This is a genomic window from Thalassobacter stenotrophicus (assembly GCF_001458315.1).
Classification (GTDB): domain Bacteria; phylum Pseudomonadota; class Alphaproteobacteria; order Rhodobacterales; family Rhodobacteraceae; genus Thalassobacter; species Thalassobacter stenotrophicus.
The window spans coordinates 32,764-45,443 of record NZ_CYRX01000025.1 but is presented as its reverse complement, the minus strand read 5'-3'; the positions used below and the strand labels follow the sequence as shown (position 1 = coordinate 45,443).

The following is a 12,680-nucleotide window of genomic DNA, read 5'->3' as shown; positions in this document are numbered from 1 at the left end:
TCCGTTGGGACATTACCCTTGGGGGCTGGCATCCGGCGTGGCGTTGAACACGAACAACTGCTCGCCCCCAAGACGGTAGCCATTGATCAGGTCGGCTGCGCGATCTGACACCAACCACCCCTCCAATTTCTGCGCCAAGCCATTGGCCACATGTGCATGAACCTCTGGGTTCACGGGCAAAAACGCGTATTGGTTGAACAGCACCGGGTCACCTGAGAACAACAGCGCAAGGTCACCCTTGTTGCCAAAGTTCAGCCAGCTGGCCCGATCCGATAGGATGTAGGCGTTAAGCCCAGATGCCGTGTTGAGCGCGGCCCCCATGCCTGCACCGACCGCGTTGTACCAAGCACCTTCGGGCGTTTGGCTGGCTGCGGCCCATAGGCTGAGTTCCTTTTTGTGGGTGCCGCTGTCATCACCGCGGCTGACGAAACGCGCCTCGCTTGCGGCGATGGATTGCAAAGCGTCCAGCACGGTTTCGGCGCTCGCCACATCCGCGGGATCCTCCGAAGGGCCGATCACAACGAAATCGTTGTACATAATTTCACGCCGGTGGGTGCCTGCCCCCTCGGCCACAAACGCCTCCTCTGCGCTGCGCGAATGCACAAGGATCGCGTCTACGTCGCCGGAACGGCCCAATTGCAGCGCTTGGCCCGTGCCAACCACCAACAATTGCACTTCAAGGCCTAGGTCTTGTTCAATCGCGGGCAGCAAAATCTCAGACAACCCCGAATTATGGAAGGACGTCGTGACAGCCATTTTCATGGTGTCAGCGGCACTGGCCGTTGCGGTCATAGCGAGGGTCGCAAGGGTTAGGACAAAGCGTTTCATTCGACGATATCTCCTTTTAGGAATGCACGGGCAGAGGCGGTTTGCGCCGCCTCAAAAAACGTATCGGCTGGGCCGAATTCATGGATTTTACCGCCCAGCATGAACAGCATTTCATCGGCAAGGCGGCGGGCCTGCCCCATGTCGTGGGTCGATAGGATCAGCCGGGTGCCGTTTTGCTTGGCCGCTTGCAAGATCACCTCGACCTCGCGGGTGGCGCGACCATCAAGAGCGGCACAGGGTTCATCCAGAAACAGAACCTTAGGCGCGGTGATCAAAGCACGGGCCAGCGCAAGCTTCTGCTGCTCCCCCCCTGATAGAACCAGCGCGGAGCGATCAATCATATCGGACAGGCCGATCTTGGCCGCCCAAGCCACCGCAGATTTGCGCGCCTCACGCTTGGAGGTGCCCCGCACCTTGAGCGGATAGATCAGGTTTTCCAACACGGTCCGGCGCAGCATCACGGGCCGCTGAAACACGAAAGCCTGATGCAATTGCGCCTCATCCATCGGACAATTCCACGCGATCTCACCGTGTGTCAGCCGTGCCGCCCCGTGCAAAAGACGCAGCAGCGTGGTTTTGCCCGAACCGTTTGGCCCCACAATAACCGTGGCCCCGGCCCCTTCGATCGTCAGGTCAATCGGCCCCACAAGCCGCTTACCGCGGTGGGTCGTTTCGGCCCCTTGGACCGTAAGTGGCAGAAGGTGGCTCACCAGCGGGCCTCCACTTCCGTGCGCGACAACGCGTGGATCGACAGGTTCACCGCAATGGCCAATCCGATCAACACAAAGCCAAGGCCAAGAGCCAGCGCGAATTCTCCCTTGCCGGTTTCAAGTGCGATGGCCGTGGTCAGCACGCGGGTAACGTTGTCGATATTGCCGCCCACAATCATGATCGCCCCGACCTCACCAATCGCGCGACCGAACCCAGCCAGCGATGCCGTGAGCAGCGCGCGGCGCGCATCCCACAAAAGCGTGGCGACCTTTTGGCCTTGGGTCACGTGCATAGAAATCAGCAGATCGTGATATTCGCTCCATAAATCGCGCAGTGCCTGATGGGCGACAGAGGCAATCAGCGGCACGATAATGATGACCTGCGCAATGACCATCGCTGTCGGCGTGAACAACAAGCCCAACACGCCCAGCGGGCCGGAGCGCGAGAGGACCACATACACGATCAGCCCCACCACAACCGGCGGCAGCCCCATAAGCGCGTTCAAGATCGCAATCACCCAGCGCCGCCACCGGAACCGCCGAACGGCCAATAGGGCCGCAAGCGGCAGCGCAATGGCGCTTGCGATCACAAGCGCACTCAGGCTCACCATCAAGGAACGCAGAGTGATTTCCATCAACTCTGCGTCAAAGGTGATCACAAGCCAAAACGCCTGCGATAAGCCGAGCCAGATATCTGCCATGGGCGCGAGGGCCTCCATTTTGTTTTACACTTTATCCGAATGCGCGGCGAAGCCAACATCTACCATGGCGTGCGTCTGCATGGCTTACCGGATGCCACTTAGGTGGTGCGCTGGGAATATAGCAGCGGTCGCTGGTGTCCACCTCTCAACGGTGAAAACACCGGCAGAGGTACGCGGTTTGGCCCGCTAGGTCGCCTTTGTGGATTGCCTCAGGGGCAAGCAAGCTTTACCCAGTTTTTCAGGGGGATACGCATATGACCAATCACACACAACACCAGCGTTTTTCGGCCAATCTTGGGTTTTTATGGGCAGACCTGCCCCTGCCCGATGCCATCCGCGCAGCCAAAGCCGCGGGGTTTGACGCGGTTGAATGCCACTGGCCCTATGACACGCCCCCCTCTGATGTGTTGGCGGCTCTGAAAGAAACGGGCCTAACCATGCTCGGCCTGAACACCGTGCGCGGCAATCCCGGTGAAAACGGGCTGTCGGCTTTGCCCGGCCGCGAGGATGAAGCCCGCGCAGCCATTGATCAGGCCCTAACCTATGGATTTGAAATTGGCGCTGGGGCGGTCCACGTGATGGCCGGTTTTGCCGAAGGCCCCGAGGCCGACGCCGCCTTTGCGGATAACCTGCGCTACGCCTGCTCCAAGGCTGCGGATATGGGAATGACCATCCTTATCGAGCCGCTCAACAGCTACGATGCGCCGGGATATTACCTCAAGACATCCCGTCAAGCCGTTACAATCATTGAAAGGTTGAACCTGCCCAACCTGAAATTGATGTTTGACTGCTACCACCTTCAGATCATGGAGGGCGACCTGAGCCGTCGCCTCACAGCATGTCTGCCGCACATTGGTCACGTTCAAATCGCCTCTGTGCCGGATCGCGGCGCACCCGATCACGGTGAGCTGCACTACCCCCACATATACGCCCACCTCGCGACCCTTGGCTGGGATCACCCGCTGGGCGCAGAGTACAAACCCAACGGACCAACAGACGCCACCCTTGCGTGGCTACAACAGGAGAAACGCACATGATCACCCGCCACCAATCCGGCCCCCGCATGAGCCAGATCGTCACCCACAACGGCACAGTTTACTTGGCAGGACAGGTCGCCAAAGGCGCGACCGTGGCCGAGCAGACCGCCGGGTGCCTTGCCCAAGTGGACGCCCTTTTGGCTGAGGCCGGGTCGGACAATACCAACATGCTGCAGGTGGTTATTTGGCTCGCGGACATGGCGGATTTTGCGGAAATGAACGGCGTGTGGGATGCATGGGTCCCCCAAGGTCACACCCCGGCCCGCGCTTGCGGCGAAGCCAAGCTGGCAACCCCTGAATATAAGGTCGAAATCATCGTGACCGCAGCGCAAGCCTAGGCGGACTTGTTACCGCTAACAGCTTGACAACGAGCGAGATCAATAGTCACCTTCCAGACGTCAAAAGGCGGGATCCACCCGCCAACATCTGGGAGGAAACTATGACCAAACGTCTTTTTAAGGCGGTGCTTACGAGCGCCGTAGTAGCCGCGTCCGCTGGCGGTGTTTTCACCGCAACCAGCGCACACGCCGCTGAATGTATTGCACCCGCCAACCCCGGCGGCGGCTGGGACTTTACCTGCCGTCAGATCGGCAAAATCATGTACGATATCGGTCTTGTCGATGCACCCGTACAGATCACCAACATGGCCGGTGGCGGCGGCGGTCTGGCCTATGGCACCGTTGCCAATGAGCGGACCGATGATGCGAACCTGATCGTGGCCGCAAGCCAAGCCACCGCAACCCGCCTTGCGCAAAACGCCTACGGCGGCGCGACACCTGACCAAGTGCGCTTTTTGGGCGCCATCGGGGCTGACCCCGGCGTGATTGTTGTCTCTGCGGACAGCCCATTCCAAAACCTCGGCGATTTGGTCGCAGCTATGAAGGCTGATCCCGGTTCGGTGGCCTTTGCGGGCGGTTCTGCGGCGGGCGGCTTTGACCACCTCAAGGTGCTGCAAGTGGCCCAAGCGGGCGGCGTGGCTGACGTCACCAAAATCCGCTACATCGGCGTGGACGGTGGCGCAGACGCAATCACCCAAACTGTTGGCGGCTTTACCCAAGGCATGACCGGCGACATGTCCGAAATCGTAGGCTTCCTTGGCACCGGCGAAGTGCGTGCACTGGCTGTGCTGTCGAACGAGCGTGTGCCAGGTTTTGACGACATCCCAACGGCTGTTGAGCAAGGCTTTGACGTCGTCGCCGTGAACTGGCGCGGTCTGTACGTGCCCAAGGACATCTCGGACGAGCGGTTCAACGACTGGGTCGCAAAGCTGCAAGCCGTGGGCGAGTCCGACGAGTGGCAAGCCGCAATGAAGGCAAATGGCCTTGCCCCGTTCACCGTGATCGGTGGCGACTTTGAAAGCTTCATCGCCCAAAACATGGCCGATGTGACCAAGCTGTCCAAAGAAATCGGCATCATCCAATAGGCGCACGCTTATTCTAACGCTGGGCGCGCCTTCGTGTGCGCGCCCAGCCCCCCCCCTCCTCCGACACTCTGGAGATATCCCATGCTTGCTAGCGACCGCATATTCGGTGCGGTGGTCGTGCTCGGAGCCCTTGGCTACGTCGCAACTGCCGCCCAAATCCCCGCCCCGTTTTTCTCTGACCCGCTCGGGACGCGTGCGTTTCCGATGATTGTGGGCAGTTGTGCAGCGCTGTGCGGTGCGATGATGGTCTGGCGCCCGGACGCAGAGCCAGAGTGGCCCGGCCTTGCCTCCCTCGGGGCGCTGTTGGTCGCGACGATTGCGTTGGTGGGGTATGCCTACGCGCTCAAGCCCATGGGGTTCTTGCTGCCCACGGCGGTCGTGTCTGCAATCCTGAGCTATCAAATCGCGCCGCGCGTTGTGCCCGCGATCCTCGCTGGATTGGGCCTGTCGGTTGGGCTTTTTGTTCTATTTCGTTTCGTGCTGGGGTTGAGCCTGTTTGGCTTCCCGCGCGGCTGGTTTTAAGGGCGCGCGCGCATGGACCTTTTGGCAAATCTCTCCCTCGGCTTTGGCATCGCGCTGTCGCCTTATACTTTGATGCTGGCCGTTTTGGGCTGCTTCATCGGCACGATCGTCGGCGCCCTGCCGGGCCTTGGCCCTGCAAATGGCGTGGCGATCATGATCCCAATCACGTTTTCGCTGGGCCTTGATGCGGTCGCCGCGTTGGTCCTGCTGACCTCTATTTACTACGGCGCGATGTACGGCGGACGGATCAGTTCGATCCTGCTGAACATCCCCGGCGATGAGCCCGCAATGATGACCTGTCTGGATGGTCACCCAATGGCCAAGAACGGCCGCCCCGGTGATGCCTTGGTCATCTCTGGCGTGGCATCATTTGTGGGGGCGTTCCTGTCAACCATCGGGTTGATGCTGCTGGCACCCGCACTTTCGCGGATTGCGTATCAATTCGGCCCGGCAGAATATTTCGCCCTATACCTGTTGGCGTTCTGCACACTGGGGGGCATTGCCTCGAACAACCAAGCCAAGGCCGCCTTTGCATCCTGCTTGGGGATCATGATTGCGATGATCGGGCTGGACCCGAACTCCGGCATGGCGCGGCTGACGGGGGGCAATTTGCACCTTTATGACGGGATCGATTTCCTTGTGGCCATCGTCGGCTTGTTCGCCGTGTCCGAGGTATTCTTTTTCATCGAAAAGCACGGCAAACAGGGCGCGCTCAACATCAAGATCGACAAGGTCACTGTCCCGTGGCTAGAGATTTGGTCCACACGCTGGGTCATGCTGCGGTCTTCCGTCTTGGGCTTTATTGCTGGGGTTTTGCCCGGCGCGGGGGCCTCTCTTGGCTCGTTCCTGACCTATGTGACCGAGAAATCCATTGCCGGTGAAAAGGGCAAGTTCGGGACCGGTGTGGCCAAGGGCATTGCCGCCCCTGAGGTCGGCAATAACGCGGCCGCAGGTGGCGCGCTGGTGCCGATGCTGACCCTTGGTGTGCCCGGATCTGGCACAACAGCCGTGTTGCTCGCGGTACTTGTCACCCTCAACATCACCCCGGGGCCGACGCTGTTTACCGACAGACCCGACGTGGTTTGGGGGCTGATCGCATCGCTGCTGATCGCGAACTTTGTGCTACTGGCGATGAACGTGCCAATGGTGAAAGTGTTCGTAAAGCTGCTGGAACTGCCACCCGCCATCCTGATGCCCGGCGTGACGATGGTCAGCTTTGTGGGGATTTACTCGCTCACGGGCAGCTACTTTGATCTACTTTTGGTCGTCCTGTTTGGCATTCTTGGCTACGTCCTGCGCAAGTTGGATATCCCTACGGTACCCGTCATCCTTGGCATTCTGTTGGGCGGCAAGATGGAGAAACAATTGCGCGACGCAATGGTCCTAAGCGACGGCGACTGGACCTATCTGCTGTCGAGCGGGATTTCCATCGGGCTGTTTGTGGCGGCGTTCCTTGGCTTCATCGCGCCGATGTTCCTGCGCAAGTTCCTCAAAAAACCACAACTGCCGACTGACTGATGACACGCGTTCTGATCCCCTCCGGTGCCCTTGGGCTGAATTATGACCAAGCCGCGTTAGAGCGGGGTATCGCCAATGGCCCCGACATCATCGTCATCGACGGAGGCAGCACCGACAGCGGACCTGCGTATCTGGGCCGCGGCGTGTCGAAATACGCCCGCGCCTCCACCAAGGTGGAATGGGCGGGGCTGATGGCCGCGCGCGCCAAGGCTGATGTGCCGCTGGTGATCGGCACGGCGGGCACCTGCGGGGCCGACACGGCGGTCGACTGGATGCTAGAGCTGACCCGAGAAATCGCGGCTGAGCAAGGTACGCCCGTCAAGATCGCGACCCTGAAATCCGGCCAAGACCCGGAGGCCATCGCCAAGGCCAACCTAAGCCCCCTGCCCGGTGCACCCGACGTCACGGCCGAGGATATCGCCGCGTGCAGCAACATCGTGGCCCTCGCCGGGGCCGAGCAGGTCACGCAGGCCCTGAACACAGGTGCGGATATCGTCATCTGTGGCCGGGCGACGGACACGGCCATCATCGCCGCCCTGCCGTTGCAAAAGGGCGACCACGCGGGCGCGGCATGGCATGGGGCCAAGATCGGCGAATGCGGCGCGTTGTGTGCGACCAACCCACAATCCGGCGTTCTGCAGGTGGATTTTGACGCGACGGGCTTCACCATCACGCCGCTTGCTGACGGGGCCCACGCCACGCCACACACGGTCTATGCCCATATGCTGTACGAAAATTCTGACCCCTTTATCCTGTATGAACCGGGCGGTTATTTGGATGTCCGTGACGCCACCTACACCGCGCTGGACGATCGCCGTGTCCGGGTCGAAGGCTCGGCTTGGGTCCCGTCAGAGGACTACACCGTTAAGTTAGAGGGCGCGCGTGTGGCAGGCTATCAGGTCGTGGCCATGGCGCTGTTGCGCGACACCCGCTATGTCGCCAACGCGCAGGTCTGGGCCGATGATATCGCCACCAAAGCCCGCGCCAAAGTTGAGGCCCGGCTCGGCACCACCGATTTTCACATTGAGCTGCGCCTCATTGGCCAGAACGCCAGCTTTGGCCCGCTGGAAACCAAGGCCAGCGCCCCGAATGAGATCGGCGTCACCGCCATTGTGACCGCCCCAACCGAGGCCCGCGCCGAAGAAATCGCCAAGATCCTAAACCCCTATCTGCTGCATCACCCGCTGACCCAAGAAGAAGAGCAGCCCACGTTTGCCTTCCTCTTCTCTCCTCCCGAAATGAAACGCGGCGCGACCTATGCGTTCACGCTGCATCACACGATGACATTGAACGACCCAATGGAGGCGTTCCGCCTAGAGGTGCATGAGCATGGCTGAATTACGCGCCCTCGTCCAAAAGGTCCGGTCCAAGAATGCAGGGCCGTTTTGGCTGACGATTGATATATTCTGCGGCAGTGCGGCGGCCTACACGGTGGTGCAGCCCCGGCTGGACACGGCGGCTGTGGCGCGGGTTTTTGACAAAGATCCCGCAACGTTCAAACGCTTCGATATTCCAGACCTGCATGTGATCAAAATCAGCCTGCCTCGCCCCACTATTCAGGGCGCGATTGAAGACCGCGACATGCACGGTGCCTCATGGGCCGCCCTTGTGGGTGAAATGCAGATTTAGCCTAAGCCTCGGACACAACAGACGCGAGTTCTGCGGCGCCGTCGATCAACCGATCGAGGTGGTGCATCAGATCATGCACTGACTGCCGCTGGGTCGGAGCGTGGATCGATAGGGTACATAGCAGCCGCCCCTGATCGCTTTTGATGGGCACGGCGATGGCGCACATGCCTTCCATGTATTCCTCATCATCGACCGAATACCCTTTCGCCCGAATTTGCGCCATGCTCGTCTTGAGCGCAGCCGGATCGGTTACGGTGTTGCCTGTATGCGCCTCAAGCGGTGCATTGCGCAGATAGCGATCCAGATAGTCCGGCCGAAGCGACGACAGATATAGTTTACCCGATGCGGTGCAGTGGAAGGGCACAATCGTGCCCACCGGCATAGCGATCCGAAGGGGCCACGCGCTTTCGATCCGGTCGAGGTAGTACATTCCGTCACGGTCGGCGATGGCGATGTTACAGGTCTCACCTACGGCATCGACGATTGAACGGAGAACGGCAATGCGCACGGTGCGCACCCTCTCCGAGCTGAGCGTATCCACCGCGAGGTGGCGCAGACGACGGCCGGGGCTATAGCTCCGCCCGTCGAGATCCCGTTGTAAAAAGCCCTCCTGTTCGGCGGTGTGAAACAGCCTGTGCAGGGTGGGCTTGGGCAGGCCGAGGGTATCATTCACATTAGATGGCGTCACGGGCGTGCCCGCTTTGGCCACCTCCTCCAGCAGCCGAAGCAACCGGAGGTTAGTGGGAATATGTTCGTCCGCATTCGATTTTGCGGTGTCCTCAGCCATACCTATGCGTCCCAGTTACCTGTTGGGCAGCAGCGACAGAGCCGTTGACGGCACCAGTGCTACGAAAATCCATACCGAGATCAGAGCGATAAGGTACGGAAAGATGTACCGCAAGATGCGGAAATACTGCACCCCGGTCACTCCGGAGGCGACGTATAGGTTCAAACCATAGGGAGGTGTGATGAAACCAATCGACGCACCGACCAAGAAAATCACCGCAAAGTGGATCGGATCGACCCCCACGCTGGCCGCAATCGGGGCCAAAATCGGGGCAAGGATAATCGTGACCGGCAGCGACTCGAGGATCATGCCCGAGATGAACACAATGATCATCGCCGTGAACAGAACCGCGTAGTAGCCGCCCATCGCCGTGAGGAATCCGCCAATGACCTCCTGTGCGCCCAACAGCGACAGGATCTGTTGCATCACCACCGACACCGCGATCAGCGGCGCCAGAATGCCGGTGATCTGCGCCGAGCGGATCACGATGGACGGGATGTCACCCACATTGAAGCCTTCGACCACAAACATGGAGGCAAAGCTCTTCTGCTCAAGCGCTTGCGTGTTGTCCACGTGCAAGAACTTAGTCGCATAATAGCTGAGGATGCCTGCGATGATGCAGAAGCCCACTGTCACACCCGCCGCCTCGGTGGGTGAGAATTTGCCGGTGTAGATGCCCCAAAGCACCAGACCAATAGCAAAGAACCCAAGCCATGCTCCGAACGCCGTTTTCAAGATGCGGTTCAGTTGGATCGGGATCAGGTAGCCCCAGCCGTTTGCACGGCAGATCAGCCAGCAGGCGAACTGCATGCCAAAGACCATCAGCGCACCGGGCAAGATGCCCGCCACGAACAGGTCCGAGATGGGCAGGTTCATCAAGAAGCCATACACGATGAAGATGATCGAGGGCGGGATGATGATCCCGACCGTGCCGCCTGCCGCAGCAGTCGCGGCCGAGAAACGCTCATCATAGCCACCTTTGACCATCTCGGGGTGCAGCATCGAGCCGATCGTCGCCGTCGTCGCAGAGTTTGACCCAGAGATCGCCGCGAACAGACCACAGGCCCCAATCGCCGCCATCGCCAGACCGCCCCGCAGCCAACCAAGGCAGGAATACGCAAAATCAGACAGCCTGCGCGCGATGCCTGATTTGTTAATCAGGTCCCCCGTCAAAATGAACAGCGGCATCGCCAGAAGCGCAAAGCCCTTGTTGAACACGTTCAACAGCTCAGCGCCCATGTTATCAAGCGTCAGGCCCAGCACGAACGAGCAGCCAATGATCCAATACGAGATCACCAACAACACCGGCACGCCGAGCATAAACAGGAACGTCACCGTCAATGAGATCAGCGTGACCCAGGTTCCATCAGTCCATTCAGCCATTACGTATCCCCCCCGATAACAGCTTGTTTGATCAGCGGCTCATTGTTGCGCCACGCGCGGATATCGTCGCTTAGGTTTTGGAAGACACGGGTGACCAAAAGCACAAACGCGATAGGTGCGGCCGTTAGGAACCACCACTGCATCACATTGTCGGTCCCCATCACGATGGCAAAGTTATCGGCCACAAGTGCGGTTTGCCGCGCCGTCGTCACAAAGACGATGACAGCAAAGACGAACCACAAAACCGCATCCAGCCACAGGCACATGTACTGTGCGGCACGTGGCATGTTCATGCGAAATTCGTTAAAGCTGAGGTGCGTGCGCAGCCGCACGTTATAGGACGCGCCAAACCACGCCATGATCATGAACAGGAACGGCGGGATCGTCGTGGACCAAGGCTCTTGGTCGTTAAACACAAACCGCTCGATCACGCCCGAAAAGATAATGTAGGCAATCGCCAAGTAGCTGCCCACCATAACCGTGCGTTCCAGCTGACGCTCGATAACGGGCACTGCCCGGTAGAGCATCATCATCCCATATCCCGCGACGGTCACCGTAATGGCGCCCAGCGCATAGGCGGCATCCGCCCGCAGCGCCTGCCTGATCGCCCAGACATCCCCGGAGATCATCGCCGAGATGATGGTCCCCATATCCGACACCATTTCCATGGGTCGTCCCTCCTATTCCAACTCTAAAAAAGGCCCCTTTTCAGGGCCGAACCCGTCCGGTTGTCCGGATCATGGTTTTACCGAAAAAAAAGGCCAACCCCCGACACACGGGGATTGGCCCTTTGGCATATTTAGGCGATTACGCTTTCCACCAACGGCGGGGTTCGACGTTTTCGGCCAGTGTGTGGGTGTTGGTGCGGACTTCGTTGTAGATGTCCTGGTATGTATCGATACCACCGGCCCAGCCGTTGATCCGCTCACGCCACTGCTCCCAGAGCTGTGGTTGGAACTCGGGCGAGCACATTTCCTCGGCCATTTTGATCTCGCTGTCGGGCAGGAACACGTTGCGCACGTTGTTTTGTGCAAAGATCGTGTTTGGTAGCATCGGATCGGACTGACCCACGGTGTTCACGAGGGCGGCTTCGTTGGCCGCTTGGACATGAACCTGCGTAAGGTAGGACGATTCCATCACCGCATCCTGCAGATCACCGGACAGACCGTCGAACGATTCTGCGTTCATGGCTGTGTGCTCGGTACCGCAGAAGAAGTTCAGGTTCACCGACTGAGACACAACAGGACCCATGTTGGCGTATGCCACGGCGGATGCCCATGTCTCAGCACCATCGATCAGACCCTGCTTGAGGCCATCGAGGGTTTCTTCCCACGCGATTGGCACTGGGTTGAGGTTCAGCGCCTGCATCGCGATCCGACCCAGCTGGGTGCCCGTCACGCGGTTTTTGGTGCCAAAAATCTCTTCCAGTTTGGTGATCGTGGGACGATCTTCCCATGCCAGACCCATCTGGATGCCGCGCAGTTCCGCGTGCGAGAACAGGAATTTCAGCCCGTGACGCTTTTCAAACGGCTCACGCAGGATGCGCTGCGATTCTGGCGAGTAGAGGAAGTGGTACTGATCCGCGCGGTTACGGAACATGTACGCGTAATCCAGAACGTTCAGATAAGGCGCACCACCAGCAGAGTTCTGCGTGGAGGCGGCGTAGATGTCGATGATGCCCTGCTGCGCTTTTTCAACGCAAGAAAGCTGACCACAGATTTGGTTGTCGCCGATGAATTCAACACGGATCTCCCCATCCGTGCGGGATTCGAGGTCGCGTGCGAACTCAAGACAACCAGCCCGCTCGATGAGCAGGTTGCGCTGGTTAAAGCCAGCCGCGCCAAACTTCAGCACGTGCTTAGCTTCTTTCGCGAAGCGCTTTTCGTAGGTCGACTCAGCCGCTTTCGCCAGCTCAGCAACCGTCATTGCGCCACCGAAGGTCCCTGCCGCCAGCAGCGTGGAGCTCATACCGTAGCTCCCCGCGACCTTAAACAGATCCCGACGCGTCATGCGCGCGAGTTTATCGCTTACTTTCATGTGGTCCTCCCATTTGACCCATTATTGAGACTTATAGTTTCAAAAAAGGCTAGTATATGATTTTTGGTTTGTATAGAGATTTTTGACAGAAGGTCGCACTTTTAG

Annotated in this window: 14 protein-coding genes; 7 read left to right on the top strand and 7 right to left on the bottom strand. The window is 59.4% G+C overall.

The window, feature by feature from the left end; all coding sequences use genetic code 11:
• Window positions 1–12: 12 nt before the first annotated feature.
• The 3 genes from THS5294_RS07285 to THS5294_RS07275 are packed head-to-tail and all read right to left on the bottom strand — an operon-like array spanning window position 13 to window position 2,239.
• Complete coding sequence (locus THS5294_RS07285) at window positions 13–828, bottom strand: ABC transporter substrate-binding protein (RefSeq protein ID WP_058123226.1); 816 nt, start codon at window positions 826–828, stop codon at window positions 13–15.
• Window positions 825–1,538, bottom strand: a complete 714-nt coding sequence (locus tag THS5294_RS07280) for an ATP-binding cassette domain-containing protein (RefSeq protein WP_058123225.1) — start codon at window positions 1,536–1,538, stop codon at window positions 825–827. The genes THS5294_RS07285 and THS5294_RS07280 overlap by 4 nt, the downstream gene beginning before the upstream one ends.
• Window positions 1,535–2,239 carry an ABC transporter permease gene (locus THS5294_RS07275; RefSeq protein WP_038006327.1) on the bottom strand — a complete coding sequence of 235 codons (705 nt, stop codon included), beginning with the start codon at window positions 2,237–2,239 and terminating at the stop codon, window positions 1,535–1,537. Before THS5294_RS07275 ends, THS5294_RS07280 begins: the two co-directional genes overlap by 4 nt.
• Window positions 2,240–2,493: 254 nt before the next feature.
• Between THS5294_RS07275 and THS5294_RS07270 the strand changes: the two genes are divergently transcribed.
• The 7 genes from THS5294_RS07270 (at window position 2,494) to THS5294_RS07240 (ending at window position 8,368) form a co-directional block, all read left to right on the top strand.
• Window positions 2,494–3,276 (top strand): hydroxypyruvate isomerase family protein, encoded by a 783-nt coding sequence (locus THS5294_RS07270; RefSeq protein ID WP_058123224.1) that lies wholly within the window; start codon window positions 2,494–2,496, stop codon window positions 3,274–3,276.
• Complete coding sequence (locus tag THS5294_RS07265) at window positions 3,273–3,614, top strand: RidA family protein (RefSeq protein WP_038006324.1); 342 nt, start codon at window positions 3,273–3,275, stop codon at window positions 3,612–3,614. The genes THS5294_RS07270 and THS5294_RS07265 overlap by 4 nt, the downstream gene beginning before the upstream one ends.
• Before the next feature lie 101 nt (window positions 3,615–3,715).
• On the top strand, window positions 3,716–4,699 hold the full coding sequence (locus THS5294_RS07260) for a Bug family tripartite tricarboxylate transporter substrate binding protein (protein WP_058123223.1): 984 nt from the start codon (window positions 3,716–3,718) through the stop codon (window positions 4,697–4,699).
• An 81-nt stretch (window positions 4,700–4,780) separates the two neighbouring features.
• Window positions 4,781–5,221, top strand: a complete 441-nt coding sequence (locus THS5294_RS07255; protein ID WP_038006320.1) for a tripartite tricarboxylate transporter TctB family protein — start codon at window positions 4,781–4,783, stop codon at window positions 5,219–5,221.
• Between the two features lie 12 nt (window positions 5,222–5,233).
• The gene (locus tag THS5294_RS07250; RefSeq protein WP_038006319.1) at window positions 5,234–6,739 is read left to right on the top strand and encodes a tripartite tricarboxylate transporter permease; all 1,506 of its coding nucleotides are present in this window, start codon (window positions 5,234–5,236) and stop codon (window positions 6,737–6,739) included.
• On the top strand, window positions 6,739–8,076 hold the full coding sequence (locus tag THS5294_RS07245) for an acyclic terpene utilization AtuA family protein (protein WP_233486433.1): 1,338 nt from the start codon (window positions 6,739–6,741) through the stop codon (window positions 8,074–8,076). The genes THS5294_RS07250 and THS5294_RS07245 overlap by 1 nt, the downstream gene beginning before the upstream one ends.
• Window positions 8,069–8,368, top strand: a complete 300-nt coding sequence (locus THS5294_RS07240; protein WP_058123221.1) for a DUF4387 family protein — start codon at window positions 8,069–8,071, stop codon at window positions 8,366–8,368. Before THS5294_RS07245 ends, THS5294_RS07240 begins: the two co-directional genes overlap by 8 nt.
• Window position 8,369: 1 nt before the next feature.
• On the opposite strand, the gene THS5294_RS07235 is transcribed toward THS5294_RS07240, so the two are convergent.
• The 4 genes from THS5294_RS07235 to THS5294_RS07220 all read right to left on the bottom strand — a co-directional run bounded on the left by THS5294_RS07235 (window position 8,370) and on the right by THS5294_RS07220 (window position 12,575).
• Window positions 8,370–9,155: an IclR family transcriptional regulator gene (locus THS5294_RS07235; protein WP_058123220.1), complete on the bottom strand. Its 786-nt coding sequence runs from the start codon at window positions 9,153–9,155 to the stop codon at window positions 8,370–8,372.
• 15 nt (window positions 9,156–9,170) lie between these two features.
• Window positions 9,171–10,538: a TRAP transporter large permease gene (locus THS5294_RS07230; protein ID WP_038006315.1), complete on the bottom strand. Its 1,368-nt coding sequence runs from the start codon at window positions 10,536–10,538 to the stop codon at window positions 9,171–9,173.
• On the bottom strand, window positions 10,538–11,206 hold the full coding sequence (locus tag THS5294_RS07225; RefSeq protein ID WP_058123219.1) for a TRAP transporter small permease: 669 nt from the start codon (window positions 11,204–11,206) through the stop codon (window positions 10,538–10,540). The genes THS5294_RS07230 and THS5294_RS07225 overlap by 1 nt, the downstream gene beginning before the upstream one ends.
• A 139-nt stretch (window positions 11,207–11,345) precedes the next feature.
• Complete coding sequence (locus THS5294_RS07220) at window positions 11,346–12,575, bottom strand: TRAP transporter substrate-binding protein (protein WP_038006313.1); 1,230 nt, start codon at window positions 12,573–12,575, stop codon at window positions 11,346–11,348.
• Window positions 12,576–12,680: the final 105 nt, after the last annotated feature.

Excerpts from the sequence above, each read along its gene's own strand:
- THS5294_RS07245 (WP_233486433.1), top strand. The coding sequence starts at position 6,739 with ATGACACGCGTTCTGATCCCCTCCGGTGCCCTTGGGCTGAATTATGAC.
- THS5294_RS07225 (WP_058123219.1), bottom strand. The coding sequence starts at position 11,206 with ATGGAAATGGTGTCGGATATGGGGACCATCATCTCGGCGATGATCTCC.
- THS5294_RS07265 (WP_038006324.1), top strand. The coding sequence starts at position 3,273 with ATGATCACCCGCCACCAATCCGGCCCCCGCATGAGCCAGATCGTCACC.
- THS5294_RS07255 (WP_038006320.1), top strand. The coding sequence starts at position 4,781 with ATGCTTGCTAGCGACCGCATATTCGGTGCGGTGGTCGTGCTCGGAGCC.
- THS5294_RS07260 (WP_058123223.1), top strand. The coding sequence starts at position 3,716 with ATGACCAAACGTCTTTTTAAGGCGGTGCTTACGAGCGCCGTAGTAGCC.
- THS5294_RS07270 (WP_058123224.1), top strand. The coding sequence starts at position 2,494 with ATGACCAATCACACACAACACCAGCGTTTTTCGGCCAATCTTGGGTTT.
- THS5294_RS07250 (WP_038006319.1), top strand. The coding sequence starts at position 5,234 with ATGGACCTTTTGGCAAATCTCTCCCTCGGCTTTGGCATCGCGCTGTCG.
- THS5294_RS07220 (WP_038006313.1), bottom strand. The coding sequence starts at position 12,575 with ATGAAAGTAAGCGATAAACTCGCGCGCATGACGCGTCGGGATCTGTTT.
- THS5294_RS07240 (WP_058123221.1), top strand. The coding sequence starts at position 8,069 with ATGGCTGAATTACGCGCCCTCGTCCAAAAGGTCCGGTCCAAGAATGCA.
- THS5294_RS07235 (WP_058123220.1), bottom strand. The coding sequence starts at position 9,155 with ATGGCTGAGGACACCGCAAAATCGAATGCGGACGAACATATTCCCACT.
- THS5294_RS07230 (WP_038006315.1), bottom strand. The coding sequence starts at position 10,538 with ATGGCTGAATGGACTGATGGAACCTGGGTCACGCTGATCTCATTGACG.
- THS5294_RS07275 (WP_038006327.1), bottom strand. The coding sequence starts at position 2,239 with ATGGCAGATATCTGGCTCGGCTTATCGCAGGCGTTTTGGCTTGTGATC.
- THS5294_RS07285 (WP_058123226.1), bottom strand. The coding sequence starts at position 828 with ATGAAACGCTTTGTCCTAACCCTTGCGACCCTCGCTATGACCGCAACG.